Consider the following 20,477-nt stretch of genomic DNA (forward strand, 5'->3'; position numbering starts at 1 on the left):
TTTTTTTCAGTTTAAAAAGAAAGTTGAACACCGGCCATAAACGTTTTGGCAAGGGGGTAAGCAACATGACCAAAGTCCACGCCCCTATCCAATATGGATCCGACCCGTCCCAAATCCGGATTATATCCTTTGTAATCCGTGATGGTAAACACATTATCCGCGCTTAAGTAGAAGCGTACACGGTTTACCTTTAGCGACTGTGCCAATGCATCAGAAAACGTATAACCTATCTGCACTGTTTTTAGCCGGAGATAAGACCCATTTTCCAGGAAGCGATCGGATGTCCGTGCATTTTGGTTGGGATCGTTGATGACTGCCCGGGGCATAGCTGTGTTCCTGTTTTCCGGAGTCCACGCGCTTAACGTCGATCTGGAGTAATTGACATCGAGGTTCATTCCTTCCAAGTCCTGCCGGAGGCCATTGTAGATCTTATTTCCTTGGGTACCTTGTATAAACAGGTTCATATCAAATCCTTTCCATGCCAGGTTTCCTCCTACCCCAACTGTAAAGTCCGGAGTGGGGCTTCCCAAATATTGCCTGTCGTTTTCATCGATTTGGCCATCGTTATTGTGATCTACGAAACGAATATCCCCTGGCTGGGCATTAGGTTGTATACGCTGGCCATCTTTCACATAGGCATCAATCTCCTCTTGTGAATCAAAAATGCCATCAGTTTTAATTAAATAGAACGCCCCCACAGGTAATCCTGCTTGCGTGAGCGTCGCGGAAGCCCCGTGATGCGTAGGTTGGCCGCCGAATATCTGCTGGGAACCTGTTCCCAATTGATCGACCTCATTTTTCACGGTCGAAAATGTACCTGTCAGTTGATAATCCAAATCGTTGACCGAGTTTGTGTAAGATAAGGATAGTTCCAATCCCCGATTGCTTATCTGCCCTGCATTGATATAGGGGCTGTCTCCACTCGCTCCGGTAGACAACGGGATGGGCACTTGCAAAATCACGTCGGAGTTCTTTTTGATAAAATAATCTGCTACCAATTGTAGTTTTTGATCGAAGAATCCAAGGTCAGCGCCGATATTGAGCGTCTTTGAGGTTTCCCATTTGATGTCTGGCGTTGCAAACGCGGTTTGGATGGCTCCGGGCCACAAATGCTGATCTTGACCAATGACTGAGTTGATATTCAAATAGATAGCAGGATTATACCGGTAATCATCAAACTCCTGACTACCCAATATACCATAGCTTACCCTCAGCTTTGCCTGGTCGATGTAGGCCAAAAGCGGATCGAAGAATGCTTCGTTGGAGATATTCCAAGCCGCGGCAATTGAAGGGAAATTACCAAATCGGTTACTTTTCCCAAACCGGGAGGATCCATCCCTGCGGAGTATTCCCGTAAGTACATAGCGGTTGTCATAAGAATACACCAACCTTCCAAAATAGGAGATCAATGTGTTTTCCAGCGCATTACTCCCGGAGGCTATATTTAATGTGCCGGCATCAAGCACCTTGATTCCTTGCGGCATACCACTTTTGCTGCCTGTCAAAATTCGGTAGTTGGAATTTTGGTAAGTATATCCCGCTAATGCTTGGATATTGTGGTTTCCAAAAGCCTTGTCATACGTGAGGGTATGTTCGAGCAAAGAAGTATTCGTCTCGCTTCTACCTTCATATAAGTCGGCGTCCAAATTTGTAAAAAACGTACCGACCTGATAAGGGTAGGTGTAGGTGTAGTCATACCCGGCCATATTGGTATACCCCAAGTTCAGCTTGTATTTCAACCCCTCGATAATGGAAACTTCTGCATAGGCATTAATCACTGCTTTGGTCATATTTTCCTCCGGATCTTCCAGGTTCAATACGGCAACAGGATTTTCGATGTTTACGATAGGACCATAAGCTCCGCCATAGCCTCCGACCGCTGTGGGATCATATACGTTGAAGACGGGAATCATCTTAGCCGCCGAACCTGCCGGATTTCCCCCTTGTCCGCCAAAACCTCCGGATGCATTACGCCAATATTCTTTTGTTAAGATCACCGTCTCGCCAACTTTTACCCGTCCCTTTGTGAAGTCTGATTTGAGCCTGAGGTTCCACCGGTCATAGGTTGTTTTATCCATGATACCATCTTGGCTAAGGTAGCCGCCGGATAAGCTATACGTGTAGCTCTCCCCCCCTCCACTCGCGCCAAGGGCATAGTTTTGTATTGGTGCTATTCGGTATATTTCGTTTTGCCAATCTGTTCCTTTGCCAAGAGACTCTGGATTTTGGGCGAAAGACAGCCGCTCCTGCCCGGCATTATCATGTGCCATGTTGTTGACAGTAGCCCAGCCCGAGGCATCCAACACGTCCAATTGCTTCCCAATATCCTGAATTCCTGTATAGACATCCACGTCAATTTTATTCTCTCCCTTCCTGCCAGATTTCGTAGTGATTAATACAACACCATTCGCAGCGCGCGATCCGTAGATCGCAGCAGCAGATGCGTCCTTCAAGATATCCATGGACGCAATGTCTGACGGAGAAAGATTGTTTATGTTATCTACCTGTACACCATCCACGATATACAATGGCGTATTGTTTCCAAGCGAACCGGTGCCCCGAATCAATATGCGGACGCCCGACCCCGGATTGCCGCCCGCCGACTCAACTTGTACACCGGGAATCCGCCCCTGAAGTGATTTCTCCACGGTATTGGCCCCTTCTGTCACAATATCATCCGCTTTTATCGATGCAATCGCCCCAGTGAGGTTCCGTCTCGTTTGCGTGCCATATCCCACGACAACCACCTCGCCCAATTCCTCCGATTCCGGTTCCATAGTAATATCGATAGTCGTCCGATTACTGATGGGAATCTTAGCCGTTTGATAACCAATATAAGTAACGCTTAGTGTTCCGTTTCCATCTTTCACATTGAGCGAATAATTACCATCCTCCGCTGAAGCTGTACTTATCGATGTTCCTTCCACCGCAATCGTCACACCCGAGAGCGGTTCACCGTTATTATCGGTTATTTTTCCGCGAACTACTAAATCTTGCGCATGAACCCTGATGAACATACCGGCCACCAGTAAAAAAAGCCATAAATACCTGCTCTTTCTAATTTTTTGATTTTGCATATTAAATATAAAAATTTAACTTATGATTAATTATAGGAAATTATTTTATCGGGACATCCAACATATGCTGCCCTTAAAAAAGTTGTTATGCTATTGAGAGTCCCGCACTGCTCCTGCGCCGAAGTCAAAATACAGGGTAGCCCCCCATAGGCGTTGCCTGTCCCTACGATTTCTAAATTGGTTCTTTTTACCTTGGGGACTTAGTTGATCCGAGGTTTGGAATTTCGTACCAATTGGGCTGATGGCATCCATAAACGAAATATCGCCTTCGGGAAAAATGGGATCCACATTTTTGCTTCCGGTAGGCTTTGGTGTAAACAGCCTCAAAAAAATGTGATCCGTTTCCGACACGATGGTAATGGGATATTCTTCATTGTCTATTACCGCCCAAAACATCCGGTCATGGTAGCCTTTGAATTCGGGGTAATTCCAATCGATACCTGTAACGGTATTATTGTATTCTTTTTGATGTACCGCAAACTGTGGCCCCTTCATCCTGTTCTTCCAAACCCTGTACGGGCCCTTTCCCAACCACGTCACACCCTTCACTTTTTCTTCTGGATAAGAAAACGTAATCCCCATATAGTCGTAATCTCCGAACAAGGCATAGGTGTAATCCAACTTCAACCAGCCATTGCCCAACATGCTATAAGACAATTTACTAATCGGCCCTTCGTAATCGACGACAACAATGTGTTTATTACCCGCTTGGTGGTGGCTAATTGCCTTAAACTTACTATTCTCGGTGGTCAATCTTGGCCCATTTCCAAAAGAGATTGATGATAATCGGTTTTTCACCCCTTCAATCAAGCCGTTTGTCTTGTTGAATTTAACTTCTACACCATTGGCTTCCATATAGATATATTGTTCGTCCTCACGCGCGTTCGCGATTTGCGCGCTAGTCGTATCGACAATTGCGGCAGCAAATTGCGAAGCAGTCTTAATGGGCCAGGTCCACGTAAAAATATGCCGTCCATGGGGATCGGTAGCTGTGAGGTACAGCGCATCGCTGCCCTCCCAGCCTGCCGGTAAGTCGATATGGATATAAGAAGACAAGCCTGGTTCCAAAGAAGGAAGACGTACTTCACCCTGATGCAGTATGGTCGAATCTGTTCGCTCATCGTTAGGTTTTGGAAACGCCACCAGACTCCATTGGAGTTTGCATTCATTCAAATTAGTAAACTGAAACCGATTTCCCACCTTTAAGGTACCATCAAATTGAGGGGTAATATACTGTTGGTCAATAAAGATTGGTGACCAGATTTCTTTGATTGTATAATAGCTTGCTTCTTTTTCACGGTATGGGCCTAAGATACCATCGGGCGCATAGGTACCCCTGACATCAATTCTACCACCTTCGTCAGTCCTGACCACACCTTCATCTGAAAAGACCCATAAAAAACCACCCGCAGACAGCGGACTACGTTGCATGACATTCCAAAAATCCTCTAGCCCTGCTCCGTGACCGCCATCGTAAAGCCCATGCATTACTTCTGTTGGAAAATATATCTTATCGCCATTAGCGAGCACATCAGACACATAATCCAAATCCGGATAATGGAACGTATTTGTTTCCCCGAGTGTGTTCCACGGTTGGATGACTGTACGCGCTTGCGGATCATATACCGGATAGTCCGGCAGCAAATCATAATTATTCCCACCTTCATTGCCATTTGCCCACAGGATAACAGCAGGATGGTTTACATCCCGGATGATTAATTCCTTTACCAGCTTTCGTCCAGCTTCAGTATCATATGCGGACTGCCAGCCTGTAAGTTCATCAATAACAAAAAGCCCCAAGGAATCACAAACATCCAAAAAATGCTGGTCTGGGGGGTAATGAGACATCCGGACAGCATTCATATTCATGTCTTTCATTAAGTTGACATCCAGTACGCTCAATGCTTTGCTTAGTGTCCGGCCTGAATTTGGCCAAAAACTGTGGCGGTTTACCCCCTTGAATTTTATTTTCTTTCCATTTACATAGAAGCCATCTTTAGGGCGAAGCGCTACGGTGCGAAATCCAAATCGTTCCTTCACCGTATGTACCTCGCCGGATTCATCTTTCAGCTTTACCTCAACGACATATAGGTTCGGAAATTCAGGTGACCATAATTTAGGTTGGGTAAATTGCTGTTTCAGTGTATATTTATCTTCTTTTCCCGCTACCCCTGCCTGAAAAGCATTGCCAAGCGGTTGACCATCCAGGGAAAAAACCTGCGCTTCCACGGAATTTGATTTTTGGATGTTTGCGAGGTAAACATCAACCGAAAACGTGCCATCCGCTTTCGCATCGACTGCGACCCGATCGATGTGCTCCTTTGGTTTGGCCTCCAAATAAACTGGACGGTAAATTCCACCAAACACCCAAAAGTCTGCATCGCGCTCGGCTTGATTAATCGACTCGTTAGCTGAAACATTCTTCACCGTTACCTCCAGCAAATTTTCTTGCCCTATTTTGAGTAATCCTGTGATATCATATTTAAAGCGGTAGAATCCCCCTTGGTGGGTCACACCTGCCGATTTGCCATTAATCTTAACTTCGGCATCCGTCATCGCGCCTTCAAAAACAATTTCAATGGCTTTCCCTTTCCATGTAGCGGGCACTGAAAAACGATGCTTATAATATCCAGTAGCGTCCGATTTCGGCAATGAATCACGCCAATCATGGCCATAATTATATACACCGAAGCCTTCCAGTTCCCAATTCGAGGGAACGGGAATTGTCGTCCATTCCCCACTTCTCCTGCCTTTATCAATCTTAAATTCCCAATCAACCCGATGATCCTTATCTATGCCTGACAAGTATTTTACTTCGGTACCACGCGGACTATCCTGGGCGAAGCTGATGATAGCAGGAAAAAAGAAAAAGACTGCCAATATCCCTCTCATTTTCCTAAATAAAATAATGCTCATAATATAAATTTTGAAATAAAATTCTTGGTTTATAACAGCTTGAATAATCGGCTCATGCATTCTCCACGTCTATCCAATCGGAGCCGATTGTTTTAACTTGCCCGCAATATTAGGCACTTATAATTCCAATTTGCCATTTCTGTCCGGAAAAATCTACGCAATCGATACCGGTATCGATTGCGACTTCTATTAGCCAACGAATAGCAAGCGTTCAATGAATCAATGTTGATACAGGGTTACTTTTTTTTATTTTTGCGGAAAAAGTAACTAAATTGAACCGTGTTCAAACCCATCACCATTAAAGACATCGCACAGGCACTTGAACTTTCACCGTCTACTGTTTCTCGTGCCTTGAGCGACAGTTATGAGATAAATGAAGAGACCAAGAAACGTATACTGGAATATGCGGAAAAACACAACTATCGCCGAAACCCGATAGCATCAAGCTTGCGCCAAGGCCGCAGCTATTCCATCGGCGTGATCGTATGTGAGGTGGCGAATAGCTTCTTTTCCCAAGCCATCGATGGTATCGAGTCCGTAGCCTATGGCAAGGGGTATCACGTTATTATCTCACAAAGCCATGATTCGTATGAGCGAGAGGTAGTGAATATTCAGCACTTGGCCAACCGGGCGGTCGATGGATTGCTTATCTCGATGTCTGCCGAAACAAAGGATTTTTCCCATATCATAAACTTACATGACCAAGGCCTTCCGATTGTTTTCTTTGATCGTATTATTGACACCTTTGACACGCATACCGTTACGACCAATAACCGGGAGGGCGCAAAAAAGGCCACGCAGTCGCTCATCGACCGGGGTTTTAAAAAAATTGCCCATTTAGCCAATGCGCCCCATTTGTCCATTACCAGTGAGCGTCTTGAGGGGTACGAAGAAGCGCTCCGACAGAATGGCATCGCGCTTGAAGAATCGCTCATTCGCTATTGCCATCACGGCGGACGCATCCAGCAAGAAGTAGAAGAAGCCGTGCGTTATTTCCTAGCCCTTCCGGAAAAGCCGGAAGCCATCTTTGTAGCTAGTGATCGGCTAAGCATGGGCTGCTTGAGTGCTTACAACAACTTGGCTCCCAAAGATAGGCATCCTGCGGTAGCAGGTTTTTCCAATTCCGATGTATTGGATTTGCTTCAGTCCGACTTCACGTGTGTCCACCAGCCGGCTTTCGAAATGGGACGCATGGCGATGGAATTGCTTATCCAATTGATTGAAAGCAAATATCCCGTATATGACTTTGACAATGTGGTCTTAGAAACGGAATTGATTTCACGATAAGCATATGAGCTATTTGGCCAATACGAAATCTTTTTTGTTTCTCGCAGTTATCCTGTCAGGTTGTTCCTCGATCGGGAGCGATGAAGAATGGCGCACGGTCACCGGAACCAACGAGGGTATGCGATATGTTGCCAGTGGCGATATCACCGCCGACAACGTCAAGCACCTGCAAGTCGCTTGAATATGACACCGGCGACTCCATCACCAAGGGATCAACCATACCGATAACGCCGCTAATGGTGGGTGGTATCCTATATGGAGTCTCTCCCAACCAAAACCTTTTTGCATTGGATGCACGCACGGGTGAGGAGCGTTGGGTCTTCAAGGCCCCAGATCCGGCAGCAAGGGGTTCCATCCGGGGATTGGCTTATTGGGAAGATAACGCGGCTCGCGAGAAAAGACTCTTCTATGCCACCGGGCCGAAGTTATATGCTGTTGATGCCCTCACAGGCACAGCCATACCCTCCTTTGGGAAAGGCGGCTACATTGACTTAAGAGCGGACATGGACGGCCCCTATCAAAACAGCTGGATGGCAGGAAATGCTGCACCCATCATCTACAAAGATTTGCTCATCACGGGCATGCGGGTAAGCGAGGGTGCAGATGCCGCCCCAGGCCACATCCGTGCATTTGACGTACATACCGGCAAACGGCGGTGGATCTTTCATACCATTCCACATCCGGGGGAAAAAGGATACGAAACGTGGAGAGATAAGGATGCTTGGAAACAAGTCGGCGGCGCGAATAATTGGGCTGGGATGCCCTTGATGAAGAACGGGGGATCGTATATGTTCCCCTTGGATCAGCCACACCCGACTTCTACGGCAAACGCCGTAAATACGAAAACCTCTTCGCCAACTGCCTACTTGCCTTAGATGCCAACACAGGGAGTTACTTGTGGCATTTCCAAACTGTCCACCATGATATCTGGGACAGGGATCTCCCCGCCTACCCTAATTTAGTAACTGTCAAAAAAAATCACCAATGGGTAGCAGCGGTTGCACAAATCACTAAATCAGGGTATATTTTTCTCCTCGACCGAGTCACGGGGGAGCCCTTGTTTCCGATTAAAGAAGTGAACGTACTGCCTTCCGACCTTCCCGATGAACACGCATGGCCCACGCAGCCGATACCTACACTGCCCGAACCGTTCGCTAGGCAACATTTTGGCCCGGAGGACGTCAGTGACCGAACGCCCGCTATCCATCGGGAAATTGCTCGAAGAATATTTCAGGTACCGGAGCGGCAGCTTATTTATCCCCCCAAGCTTACAAGGTTCCTGGATATTCCCTGGATTTGATGGAGGTGGGCAATGGAGCGGCGCTGCGGTGGATCCCGAGACACAAGTGCTGTACGTGGGCAGCTCTGAGTTGCCCTGGCGGCTACAGCTGATCCCTAACCCGGCCTTGAAAGAAGGTGATGCTACCACCCTGAGTGGGCAGGGAGCGCTGGTATACACGAAAAACTGCGCCGTTTGCCATGGCGCTGACCGGGAAGGGATTGGTGCCGCGTTTCCCGCCCTTCGAGGCTTGAGTGATCGGCTAACGATACAAGAAGCCCGGTTAGTCATCGAGAATGGACGCAACATGATGCCCGCCTTCAAGGAGATGCTTACTGATGCAGACAAGACCGCATTGCTGACGTACCTGCTGGATTTGGAGGACAAGGAAGCCACCCCGCAACAACCTGGTGAAAAAACCATAGCCGTGGACAGGAATGCCGTTCCCGAATACGTGCTCAACGGCTATCAACGATTCCTCGATAGCGATGGTTATCCCTGCATAAAACCGCCATGGGGTACCTTGAATGCCGTGGACCTGAATAGTGGCAAGCTACTATGGAAGGTTCCTTTAGGTAATTTTGAGGAACTTGGCACCAAGGAAGATACCGGCACCGAGGTTTATGGTGGCCCCGTGGTAACCAAGAGCGGACTAGTAGTTATCGCCGGTACGCAAGATGAAAAAATAAGGGCCTTCGACAAGAAAACCGGAAAGGTACTCTGGGAACATAAACTCCCTGCTGCTGGGTTTGCATCCCCGGCCCTGTATACCATTGAAGGCAAACAATTCATCGTTATCGCAGCAGGAGGCGGGAAACTGGGGATGCGGTCAAGTGGTAAATATTTGGCCTTTACCCTTCCTAACGACAACTAAAACTTCAGGTTTCATACCTCGCATTTTAAACCGTACCTTTGCCCCATGATTAATGTATCGAATCTTTCGCTGCGCTACGGCAAGCGGGTGCTGTTTGAAGAAGTCAACCTAAAATTCACACAAGGCAATTGTTACGGCATCATTGGTGCTAACGGTGCCGGCAAATCCACGTTTTTGAAAATCATTTCAGGCGATGTAGATCCTACGACAGGCTCGGTAAGTTTTACGCCTGGGGAGCGTATGGCAGTGCTTAAACAAGATCACTATGCGTTTGACGAGTTTCCTGTCATTGAAACCGTGCTGATGGGACACCAAGAGCTGTATAGCATCATGAAGGAAAAGGATGCCATATATGCCAAGGAAAATTTCTCTGATGCCGATGGCGAGCGTGCGGGCGAGCTGGAAGCCCGTTTCGCGGAGATGGACGGCTGGAATGCCGAAAGCGATGCCGCAACATTAATCAGCAATCTCGGCATCGACGAGAGCTTGCATTATAAACTTGTCAAGGAACTGGATGGCAACCAAAAAGTCCGGGTACTCCTTGCCCAAGCGCTTTTCGGCAGCCCGGACATCCTGTTACTGGATGAACCAACCAACGACCTTGATATCCATACTATCGCTTGGTTGGAAGACTTCCTGGCCAGCTATGAAGCCATCGTACTTGTTGTATCCCACGACCGGCACTTTCTTGACTCCGTATGTACACACGTAGTGGACATCGATTTCGGAAAAATGACCATCTATACCGGTAATTACACTTTCTGGTATGAGTCTAGCCAATTAGCGGCAAAACAACGTAGTGAACAGAACAAGAAAATGGAGGATAAGGTCAAGGAGCTTCAGGAATTTATCCGCCGTTTCAGTGCAAACGCTTCCAAATCAAAGCAAGCCACCAGCCGCAAGAAAGCATTGGATAAAATCAACCTGGAGGAAATCAAACCATCGAACAGGAAATATCCGGCCATCATGTTCAATACAATGATCCGTGAAGCTGGCGACCAAATTTTACAGGTAGCGAATTTAAGCAAAACATTGAATGGCGATCTGCTGTTTAGTGATGTAAATTTCATGGTCAACAAGGGGGATAAAATCGCTATCCTATCACAGAACAGTTTGGCTACTACGGCCTTCTATGACATCCTTGCTGGCCGGGATAACGATTTCAACGGTAGTTTCAAGTGGGGTGTCACGATCAGCATTGCGGATATTCCGATGGACAATAGCTCCTATTTTGACGGCAAGAACGAAAACCTTGTCGATTGGTTGCGCGAATATTCTTCCACAGATAAAGACGAACAGTTTATCCGTGGTTTCCTCGGCAAGATGCTGTTTTCCGGCGAGGAAGTGCTCAAAAAATGCTCGGTACTTTCCGGAGGGGAAAAAATGCGTTGCATGTTTTCGCGGATGATGCTTCAGCAAGCGAATATGTTGTTGTTCGATGAACCTACCAATCACCTCGATCTCGAGTCGATTACAGCGCTTAACAATGGCATGAACGATTTCAGGGGTAGTATCTTGTTTACCTCACGTGACCATGAGCTTACCCAAACCGTAGCCAACCGCATTATCGAACTCACGCCAAACGGCATCATTGATAAGCTGATGAGTTATGATGAATATATCAAAAGCGATGCCGTGAAAGGGCAGCGCGAAACGATGTATGCATAAACTTGGAAAAACCGTCAATGCACAAAAAGCCCCACGGTAAGGAAGACGTTATGCTGACTAAAGGTGTTTCCTGAAAAGCTGGAATCGAACTGCTGGAATCCATAACCAGCACTGAACAGCAGGTCTGAGCCCTCCACTAAAAGATGTGCATAGGTGACGCCTACCTTGCCGAGGAATCCCTTGAAGTAGTCGTTGCCAATGCTTGGGGCATACCCGGCGTTGGCCATCATGCCAAAGCTACCCAAAGGAGATAGCTGAGCAAATGGTAGTCTAAAGTCAGCGAATATTGGCAATGTATTTACCCGCCGGGTGGACCGGGTGCCATCGGCCAGGGTCGTCCGGCCCCGATAGACATCGGTGCCAATACCAAGGCCCAAATAAACATTGTCATAAAAATTACGGCCAAATGCAAACTGAAATTGATAACCATGCATGGGACTTTGATCGCTGCTGGTTGCGACACCGAAAAGACCTCCGGCTTGCAACAAGGTATACGTACCGCGTTGCTGTGCCTGCACCTGAAAACAAAACAATAAACCAATAATTGCAAAAAAACAGTTTTTTCTCATCATTCAATAAAGGATTTTGTACACCAACTCCTTGAGCAAATCACCTTGTTCCATGTTTACCGCATTCAACCCTTTTGATTTTAGATCATATTCACGCAGGTAAGCGATGACGTCAAAGGTCTTCCGACGGTTGTAACTACGCGCCGCTATATCATATTCCTTGGTAAAAAAAGGATGCACGCCAAGTTCCCGTGCCACGACTTGGGGGGACTTATCAGCAAGGTAATGGTATTTTAATATTTTCGTGAAATACCCACCCATGACACCCAGGATTACCTGTATAGGGTTGCTGCGTGGGTTAGCGGCAAAATAGTCTACGATTTGGAAAGCTTTGCCGACATCCCGTTTGGCTAGGGCGGTATTCAGTTCAAAAACATTGAAGTCTTTGCTAATGCCAATGTTGCGTTCGATATCGCCCGCCGTAATCTCCTGCCCCTTGGGCACATTGAGCATCAACTTTTCCAGCTCGTTGACCACCTTAGACAAATCAGTGCCCAGGTATTCCGCCATCATCGCCGCAGCCTGGGGGTGAATGTTCCACCCCTTGTCCTTCACAAACGCTGTTATCCAGGGTGCCACTTTATCATCGTAGAGCTTAGCCGATTCCAGCACTACCCCTATTTTCTCTGCCAGCTTATAGCTCTTTTTGCGTTTGTCGAATTTAGCGTGTTTATGAGCGAACACCAATACAGTGCTTTTCATTGGGTTTTCCAAGTATGCCGTAAACAAAGCATCGTCCTTCCATTTAAGGTTCTGCGCCTCCTTCACGACAATCACTTGATATTCACTCATCATCGGATAGCGTTTAGCCGCATTTACGATGGTGGTGAAATCGGTATCCTTTCCATACAAAACCGTTTGGTCAAATCCCTTTTGGGCATCATCCAGCACATGCTCCTCCATATAATTACTCACCAAATCGATGTAATACGGTTCTTCCCCGTGCAGCAAATACACCGGCTGGAGCTTCTTGCTTTTGATATCAGCTATGATCTTATTCGCATCCATCTTTTTGCGCGAACTTAATTTCGCGTCGCCAAATTAAACATTATGTTCCATCTGCAAAAAAAGTTTTCAGCATGTCTGGCGGTTTGCCTTTTCGACACAAGTTGGCTAAGTTTGTAAAATGTTTACCCCTATCCCCCTCAATTTGCCTGCCTATCCGGCTAAAATCCAACGAGATGGAGCCGCATTGTTTATCTTTGACGAACTGCGAAAAAAACAACTCGTGCTGACTCCCGAAGAATGGGTGCGGCAACATTGGGTACAACACCTTATCCGTGCAAAAAAATACCCCAGAGCACTTATCAGAATCGAAGGAGGACTTACCCTAAATGAAATGTCCAGGCGAAGTGATTTGGTCGTCTATGACAACCTGGGCAAGAAGATTCTGTTGGCTGAATTCAAGGCCCCTTCGGTTAAAATTACACAAGCCACTTTCGAACAAATAGCCAACTATAATACAGTACATCGAATCCCTTTTTTGCTAGTCAGCAATGGCTTACAGCATTTCTATTGCCGGATCGATTTTGAGGGAGGAACATTCACCTTTTTGGACGATTTGCCTGAATACCCCCTTGGAGCCTGAATGCGCTCTTAAAACAGACAGTCTGACAGTAAATTTATAAGGCATTTTGACAGTTATATTCACGGCAAGAGGCAATGGATCGATGTTTGCCCAACGAGTAGTACCGTATTGGGTATAAAAAATTAAACGGAATAACCTATCTTAGTAGATTAAACACAACAGAAAAATGGGTATAGATAAAAACGAATTCAGGAAATATGCAATTAAGCACCATCGAATTGGTAGCCAACATGTGGATGGTTTCATCTCCCGTGTGGAACAGAAGATGCCTACATCGCTTACGCCTTATATCATTGAAGAGCGGCAATTGAACGTAGCGCAGATGGACGTGTTTTCACGTTTGATGATGGATCGCATCATTTTCCTTGGCGACGCAGTAACTGATCAGGTGGCAAACATCATACAGGCACAGCTGCTCTTTTTACAATCGGCAGATGCTCACCGTGATATCCAAATCTACATCAATTCGCCGGGGGGAAGCGTTTACGCGGGATTAGGTATTTATGACACGATGCAATATATTACCCCTGACGTCGCTACGATTTGTACAGGCATGGCAGCTTCCATGGGGGCCGTATTGCTTTGTGCCGGTGCTAAGGGCAAAAGGGCAGCATTAACCCATTCCCGGGTGATGATACACCAGCCCTCCGGTGGTGCGCAAGGCGTAGCAGCTGATATGGAAATCAACCTCCGCGAAATGCTTAAACTCAAAAAAGAGCTGTACGAAATCATTTCGCAACATTCGGGAAAACCCTATGAATGGGTGGAGAAATCGTCCGATCGCGACTATTGGATGACCTCTTCTGAAGCCAAAGAACATGGCATGGTAGATGAGGTGCTTACCTCCAAAAAGGAAAAATAAAAATGGCAAAAAATATGAAAGAAGTGACTTGTTCATTTTGCGGGATACGTAAACAAGACGCTTTGATGCTCATTGCGGGTGACGGCGCGCACATCTGCGATCGCTGTATCACCCAAGCCAATGAAATACTGACGGAAGAGATGAATCTCCGGAAAAGCAAGGCGCTTCAAACCACGTTGAAGCTGATACGCCCCATTGAGATTAAGGAGCACCTTGATCAGTATGTCATTGGCCAAGATGACGCAAAAAAGGTGATGGCTGTATCGGTCTATAACCACTACAAGCGGCTCAACCAAAAGATTGATAAGGATGAAATCGAGATCGAGAAATCCAACATCATCATGGTTGGCGAGACGGGAACCGGCAAGACCTTACTGGCTAAGACAATTGCCAAAATCCTGAATGTGCCCTTCTGCATATGCGATGCGACGGTACTTACCGAAGCCGGCTATGTTGGCGAAGATGTGGAAAGTATACTTACCCGCCTATTGCAAGCTGCGGATTACGATGTTGCTGCCGCCGAACGGGGGATTATATACATCGATGAGATTGACAAAATCGCACGGAAGAGTGATAACCCCTCCATTACCCGCGATGTATCCGGTGAAGGTGTTCAACAGGCACTCTTGAAAATTTTGGAAGGTACGATTGTAAACGTCCCACCACAGGGCGGGCGCAAGCATCCCGATCAGAAAATGATTGCCGTGAATACCAACAACATCCTGTTTATTTGTGGCGGAGCGTTTGATGGTATACAGAAAAAAATAGCCAACCGTTTACGTACGCAAACCATTGGGTATAAAGTCAACAAGGAAGATGTCGATATCGACATGAATAACCTGTACAAATACATTACACCGCAGGATCTCAAAAATTATGGGCTTATTCCTGAGCTTATCGGCAGGTTACCCGTATTGACTTACCTCAACCCCCTTGACAAGGATACGTTGTTGAACATCCTTACCGAGCCCAGAAATGCCTTGATAAAGCAATACAGGAAGCTGTTTGACTACGAAGGGGTCGAATTGAAGTTTGACGAGGACGTATTTCAATTCATCGTGGATAAGGCGGATGAATTTAAGCTCGGAGCTCGCGGGCTCCGTTCCATCTGCGAGGCGATCATGCTGGATGCCATGTTTGAGATTCCTTCCGCGAAGAGTAAAACTGAGCAAAAAGAGTTTTATATCTCGCTCGAATACGCCAAACACAAATTCGAAAAGTCGGATTTGAAAAAGCTGAAAGCCGCATAACCTAATCCCCCGCCTGAAACGGGGGATTTTTATTTTAGATCGTTATGGCACAAGAAAAAATAAAGCCCGTGCAAAGCCCGATCAAACCGGGACTAAAAACAAAAGAGGATATCGTGAACAACTGGTTGCCCAGGTATACTAGTCGTCCGTTGGAAGAATTCGGCAAATATATCCTGCTTACCAACTTTTCCAATTACGTTAAGTTGTTTTCCGAGATGCACGACAATGCCCCCATTATGGGACTGGACAAACCAATGCAGAGTGTGACTGCCGAAGGAATCACGATAATCAATTTCGGCATGGGAAGTCCCATGGCAGCCACCGTCATGGATCTGCTGTCGGCTATTGCGCCCAAAGCAGTTTTATTCTTGGGCAAAGCCGGTGGGCTTAAGAAAAAGAATAAAATAGGCGATTTTGTGCTCCCTATCGCCGCCATCCGGGGCGAAGGTACGTCCAATGACTATTTTCCGCCTGAAGTACCTGCATTGCCAGCTTTTGCGTTGCAGAAGGCCATATCGACGACGATACGCGATCATTCGTTGGATTATTGGACGGGCACGGTATATACGACGAACAGACGGGTATGGGAGCACGACAGGGCGTTCAAACGTTACCTCAAAAGTATCCGTGCGATGTTGGTGGATATGGAAACGGCTACTATTTTTTCGGTAGGTTTTGCCAACAAGATTCCTACAGGTGCCCTGCTTCTCGTATCGGACCAACCGATGATCCCCGAGGGCGTAAAAACCGTGGAGAGTGACTCCAGTGTCACGGCCTCATACGTAGAAACCCACCTTACGGTAGGTATTGAATCGCTGCGACAACTCATCAATAACGGGCTTACCGTAAAACACCTGAAATTTTAATCGTTTACAGCTACCCATACCAACCCTTATTCCTATTTTTGTAAAAACGAGTAAAAGGGTAGACAATGTGGCACAACAATATATTGGAAACCATTGGTAATACGCCTTTGGTCAAGCTCAATACCATCACCAAAGGCATAAGGGGCACCTTATTGGTCAAGGTAGAAACCGCAAATCCTGGCAACTCCATTAAGGATCGGATGGCGGTAAAAATGATTGAAGATGCCGAAAAGGCAGGATTGCTCAAACCCGGTGGAACCATTATCGAGGGTACGTCAGGCAACACCGGCATGGGCTTAGCCATTGCAGCCGTCATCAAAGGGTATCGGTGTATCTTTACGACCACGGATAAGCAATCCAAGGAAAAAATCGATGCACTGCGCGCATTCGGGGCCGAAGTTATTGTCTGTCCCACCAATGTCGACCCGGAAGATCCACGCTCCTACTACTCGGTTTCTAGCCGATTGGAACGCGAAATCCCCAATTCATGGAAAGCAAACCAATACGACAACCTCTCCAATACCCAAGCACACTACGAGCAGACAGGCCCGGAAATATGGGAACAGACGGAGGGTAAAATCACCCACTTCGTTGCAGGCGTAGGTACCGGGGGCACGATTAGCGGCGTGGGTAGGTACCTCAAGGAAAAAAATCCCAACATACAGGTATGGGGAATCGATTCATATGGATCCGTGTTCAAGAAATACAAGGAAACAGGCGTATTCGACAAGGACGAGATTTATCCATACATCACAGAAGGCATCGGGGAAGATTTTCTGCCAAAGAACGTGGATTTTGACGTTATTGATCTATTTGAGAAAGTGACGGACAAGGATGCTGCGTTGATGACCCGCGAAATCGCGCGTAAAGAAGGCATATTTGCAGGTAATTCGTCTGGAGCTGCCGTAGCGGGCCTCTTGCAGCTTAGGGATAAGCTTACCGATGATGCTGTCGTTGTCGTCATTTTACATGACCACGGATCCCGCTATATGGGCAAAATGTATAATGATGATTGGCTCCGCGAACGCGGATTTCTCAAAGACGAAAAACTGACAGCGCAATCCATCCTAAAAAAACGCGGCAACGTGCCCATTGTCACAGCAGATGCGGAGCAATCCGTGATGGAGACGTTCAACACGATGAAGACGCTTAATATCTCGCAAATCCCCGTGACACAGCACGGAATGGTCGTTGGCAAAGTTACCGAAGCGGACATCCTGCATGCGTTGCTGGAAAATCCGGGGTTACGATCAGCCCAGGTTGTAGAAATCTGTACCTCGCCCTTCCCCTTTGTGGACCTCCGTACGTCCATCGATAAGATATCATCCCTTATCCATCAAGACAACCAAGCCGTGTTGGTGGAGGATGAGTCGGGCGAGCTTGCGATTATCACGCAATACGATATCATCAATGCCATTTCCGGATAAGTAAAAAAGCCCGAAACTTATCGTTCCAGGCTTTTAAATCTTCTAATGCACTACGTCTATGTACTAAGTACTAAAGACGAAGTACCACTGAACCGTTATGCTCCAGCTACCAGTGTAATTTTCAAGTTGATCTCTTTGCTAATTAAGTCGTCAGCCTGGCCTGCGTAACTCACGCCCCAATCCTCACGGGCAATATTGAAATCTGCAGTCGCTTTCACAGCAGTATCACTTGCTTCTTCTACGTGAGCATCAAATGTGATATTTTTAGTGACACCGCGCAATGTCAAGTTACCTGAAACGACTATCACACCAGCTTCGGTTCCGTCCGTTACGCCGGTGACCTCAAACGTTGCTTCAGGATGGTTTTCCACATCAAAGAAATCAGCTGATTTAAGGTGTCCTTCCAGCTTACCCTTATATTCGCCTTCCAAATCTTGATTCGTGATGGTATTCAGATCAATGACAAAATTGCCACCGACAAGCTTCCCGCCTTCGACTGCCAATGATCCCGATTTAATCTTAACAGTACCATGGTGTTGGCCACTTACTTTCCTTCCTGTCCATGTTACGGTAGATGCCGTGGTATCCACCGCCAATTCATTGCCTGAAGCAGCAACGGCTGTTTCCACACTGTCTGTCGTTTCTGCCTTTTTTCCTTCCGGATTGCTTACACAGGATACCAATAAGCATACCCCAGCTGTTAATGATAAAAACACTTTTTCCATGATTCTAACGATTAAGTAATTTGATGGTTAAACATTTATTTTGTGCAAAAATATGAATCGGCAGCCATTTTTCACGTTATACTGGAAAAATAACAATTATCAGACAAAATTGTTCTTAGTGGAGCGATGGATTTGTTTCAACACGCCTGATATCTGCCCCTAAGGCTTGCAGACGGCTTTCAATATCTTGGTATCCACGCTCAATCTGTTCGATGTTATGGATAATGGACTTGCCCTGAGCAGATAACGCAGCAATTAAGAGTGAAACTCCCGCTCGGATATCCGGCGAGGTCATTTCAATGCCCCGCAGCTTAAAAGCCTTGTTGAGACCGATTACCGTAGCCCGGTGTGGATCACAGAGGATGATCTGGGCTCCCATATCAATCAGCTTATCAACAAAAAACAGCCTGCTTTCAAACATTTTCTGATGGATAAGCACATTCCCTTTCGCCTGTGTGGCCATGACCAATACGATACTTAATAGGTCGGGCGTAAAGCCGGGCCAGGGTGCATCGGCCACGGTCAGAATCGAACCATCGATAAAGGTATCAATCTCATAGTTCTTTTGGGATGGAATATAGATATCATCGCCTCGGAGTTCAAACTGGACACCCAGTTTTGCAAAGACCGACGGGATAATACCCAATTCGTGATAATGCACATCTTTTATCGTGATTTCCGATTCCGTCATAGCAGCCAGGCCGATAAAGGAGCCTATTTCAATCATGTCCGGCAACATCCGGTGTTCGGTACCCCCCAAATAGTCCACGCCCTCAATGGTCAGCAGGTTGGAGCCTATGCCCGAGATTTTTGCTCCCATCCGGTTCAGCATTTTACAAAGCTGTTGGAGGTAGGGTTCGCAGGCAGCATTATAGATCGTGGTCGTACCTTTAGCCAGCACAGCTGCCATTACGACATTAGCTGTTCCGGTCACCGACGCTTCATCCATCAAAATATACGTACCGGTAAGATTGGTTGCGTCGACATTAAAGAAATGGGCATCCGGGTCATAGTGAAACCTTGCCCCCAACTTTTCAAACCCCAGAAAATGGGTATCCAGTCGCCTACGACCAATTTTATCTCCCCCGGGTTTCGGAATTGCAGCCTTACCAAATCGGGCAAGCAGTGGCCCCACGATCATGATGGAACCGCGCAACCCGCTACCTTTGCTCTTAAATTCCGTCGATCTAAAATAATCGAGGTCAATATCTTTTGCCTGAAAAGTATAGGTGTCTTTGCTTGTCCGGGTTACCTGTACGCCAAGGTCGCCAAGTAGCTCAATGAGTTTATTGACGTCCTTGATGTCTGGCACATTGCTTATCGTCACTTCCTCCGGGGTCAACAGCACCGCCGATAAGACTTGTAAGGCTTCATTTTTCGCCCCTTGGGGAATGATAGCGCCTTTCAGCGGCTTTCCCCCGTGAATTTCGAATGCATTCAATGCTTCTTCTTTTTCTTTTGCAGCTTTTTATTCTTCCCGTTGTTATTTTGCTGTATGGCACCGCCTTTTGTCCGGACACCTGGGGGCGGTGTTTTGAAGTCAAGCTTAGTCAAGCTTACATCAGATCCAAGTTGCAATTCACCATTAGACAATTCGTGAAGATCGGTTATTATCGTTTCATCCTCTACGGAATCCTTATTCCAAGTCACATAGGCCATTTTCATAAAATTGGCGATGGATTGGGTCATACTTTTCCTTTTTTCCAAATCACCAATCCGCTTGGCTTTTTCAATCATCATTTCAACAGTATGACCATAGTGTTTAAACCTTATCCGGTGTTGGGGATAGTCCAGCAACTCCGGCATCGGATGAATAGCATCCCGCTCAGGAATGGGATATGGCGAATCCACATCAATTTTAAAATCCGAGATGATATGCAAGTGATCCCAAAGCTTATGCTTGAAATCAGCCACATCGCGGAGATGTGGATTGAGGAATCCCATCATATCGATGACGACCTGTGCATGGCGGTTGCGCTCTTCTTTTGTAGGCAACGTACAGATATAATCCACCATATTTTGTACATTCCGTCCATACTCCGCCAAAATTAGTTTTGGCCTTGTGCTATTGTAATCAAAATCTATTTCC

General features: G+C 46.6%; 15 protein-coding genes and 1 pseudogene. 9 read left to right on the forward strand and 7 right to left on the reverse strand.

The genetic code is table 11. The features are described 5' to 3' along the window. Positions 1–11: 11 nt before the first annotated feature. A complete protein-coding gene (locus BMW65_RS06690; RefSeq protein ID WP_177181024.1) occupies positions 12–3,017 on the reverse strand; it encodes a SusC/RagA family TonB-linked outer membrane protein in 3,006 nt (1,001 codons plus the stop codon). Positions 3,018–3,167: 150 nt separating this feature from the next. After that, entirely contained in the window at positions 3,168–5,969 is a 2,802-nt protein-coding gene (locus BMW65_RS06695; RefSeq protein WP_218145355.1) for a glycoside hydrolase family 2 protein, read from the reverse strand. A gap of 303 nt (positions 5,970–6,272) precedes the next feature. On the opposite strand from BMW65_RS06695, the gene BMW65_RS06700 reads away from it, so the two are divergent. The 4 genes and pseudogenes from BMW65_RS06700 (at position 6,273) to BMW65_RS06720 (ending at position 11,101) form a co-directional block, all read left to right on the forward strand. After that, positions 6,273–7,280: a LacI family DNA-binding transcriptional regulator gene (locus BMW65_RS06700; RefSeq protein ID WP_090603838.1), complete on the forward strand. Its 1,008-nt coding sequence runs from the start codon at positions 6,273–6,275 to the stop codon at positions 7,278–7,280. A gap of 236 nt (positions 7,281–7,516) precedes the next feature. Beyond that, a pseudogene (locus BMW65_RS06705) lies at positions 7,517–8,439 on the forward strand (pyrroloquinoline quinone-dependent dehydrogenase); the annotation flags it as partial. A gap of 7 nt (positions 8,440–8,446) precedes the next feature. Further along, positions 8,447–9,433, forward strand: a complete 987-nt coding sequence (locus tag BMW65_RS06715) for a c-type cytochrome (protein ID WP_177181025.1) — start codon at positions 8,447–8,449, stop codon at positions 9,431–9,433. Positions 9,434–9,478: 45 nt separating this feature from the next. Further along, entirely contained in the window at positions 9,479–11,101 is a 1,623-nt protein-coding gene (locus tag BMW65_RS06720; protein ID WP_090603844.1) for an ABC-F family ATP-binding cassette domain-containing protein, read from the forward strand. 14 nt (positions 11,102–11,115) lie between these two features. Here BMW65_RS06720 and BMW65_RS06725 read toward each other — a convergent pair whose 3' ends face one another. Both BMW65_RS06725 and holA read right to left on the reverse strand, forming a co-directional pair. Continuing rightward, on the reverse strand, positions 11,116–11,673 hold the full coding sequence (locus BMW65_RS06725) for a hypothetical protein (protein ID WP_090603846.1): 558 nt from the start codon (positions 11,671–11,673) through the stop codon (positions 11,116–11,118). After that, complete coding sequence (gene holA / locus BMW65_RS06730; RefSeq protein ID WP_090603849.1) at positions 11,674–12,678, reverse strand: DNA polymerase III subunit delta; 1,005 nt, start codon at positions 12,676–12,678, stop codon at positions 11,674–11,676. Positions 12,679–12,796: 118 nt separating this feature from the next. Here holA and BMW65_RS06735 point away from each other — a divergent pair, with 118 nt between their 5' ends. The 5 genes from BMW65_RS06735 to BMW65_RS06755 all read left to right on the forward strand — a co-directional run bounded on the left by BMW65_RS06735 (position 12,797) and on the right by BMW65_RS06755 (position 17,663). Continuing rightward, the gene (locus BMW65_RS06735; protein ID WP_090603851.1) at positions 12,797–13,258 is read left to right on the forward strand and encodes a type I restriction enzyme HsdR N-terminal domain-containing protein; all 462 of its coding nucleotides are present in this window, start codon (positions 12,797–12,799) and stop codon (positions 13,256–13,258) included. A gap of 166 nt (positions 13,259–13,424) precedes the next feature. Continuing rightward, positions 13,425–14,120, forward strand: coding sequence for an ATP-dependent Clp endopeptidase proteolytic subunit ClpP (clpP, locus tag BMW65_RS06740; protein ID WP_090603853.1), 696 nt, complete (start codon positions 13,425–13,427; stop codon positions 14,118–14,120). Positions 14,121–14,122: 2 nt separating this feature from the next. Next, a complete protein-coding gene (gene clpX / locus BMW65_RS06745; RefSeq protein ID WP_090603855.1) occupies positions 14,123–15,370 on the forward strand; it encodes an ATP-dependent Clp protease ATP-binding subunit ClpX in 1,248 nt (415 codons plus the stop codon). A gap of 44 nt (positions 15,371–15,414) precedes the next feature. Next, positions 15,415–16,236: an AMP nucleosidase gene (locus BMW65_RS06750; RefSeq protein ID WP_090603857.1), complete on the forward strand. Its 822-nt coding sequence runs from the start codon at positions 15,415–15,417 to the stop codon at positions 16,234–16,236. Positions 16,237–16,301: 65 nt separating this feature from the next. Beyond that, positions 16,302–17,663 (forward strand): pyridoxal-phosphate dependent enzyme, encoded by a 1,362-nt coding sequence (locus BMW65_RS06755; RefSeq protein ID WP_090603859.1) that lies wholly within the window; start codon positions 16,302–16,304, stop codon positions 17,661–17,663. Between the two features lie 95 nt (positions 17,664–17,758). On the opposite strand, the gene BMW65_RS06760 is transcribed toward BMW65_RS06755, so the two are convergent. From BMW65_RS06760 to BMW65_RS06770, 3 genes are all read right to left on the reverse strand, one after another. After that, positions 17,759–18,388, reverse strand: a complete 630-nt coding sequence (locus tag BMW65_RS06760; RefSeq protein ID WP_090603861.1) for a YceI family protein — start codon at positions 18,386–18,388, stop codon at positions 17,759–17,761. Positions 18,389–18,503: 115 nt separating this feature from the next. After that, the gene (gene murA, locus BMW65_RS06765; protein ID WP_090603863.1) at positions 18,504–19,829 is read right to left on the reverse strand and encodes a UDP-N-acetylglucosamine 1-carboxyvinyltransferase; all 1,326 of its coding nucleotides are present in this window, start codon (positions 19,827–19,829) and stop codon (positions 18,504–18,506) included. Continuing rightward, positions 19,826–20,473 (reverse strand): DUF4290 domain-containing protein, encoded by a 648-nt coding sequence (locus BMW65_RS06770; RefSeq protein ID WP_090604297.1) that lies wholly within the window; start codon positions 20,471–20,473, stop codon positions 19,826–19,828. The genes murA and BMW65_RS06770 overlap by 4 nt, the downstream gene beginning before the upstream one ends. Positions 20,474–20,477: the final 4 nt, after the last annotated feature.

Source organism: Parapedobacter koreensis (genome assembly GCF_900109365.1).
GTDB lineage: Bacteria > Bacteroidota > Bacteroidia > Sphingobacteriales > Sphingobacteriaceae > Parapedobacter > Parapedobacter koreensis.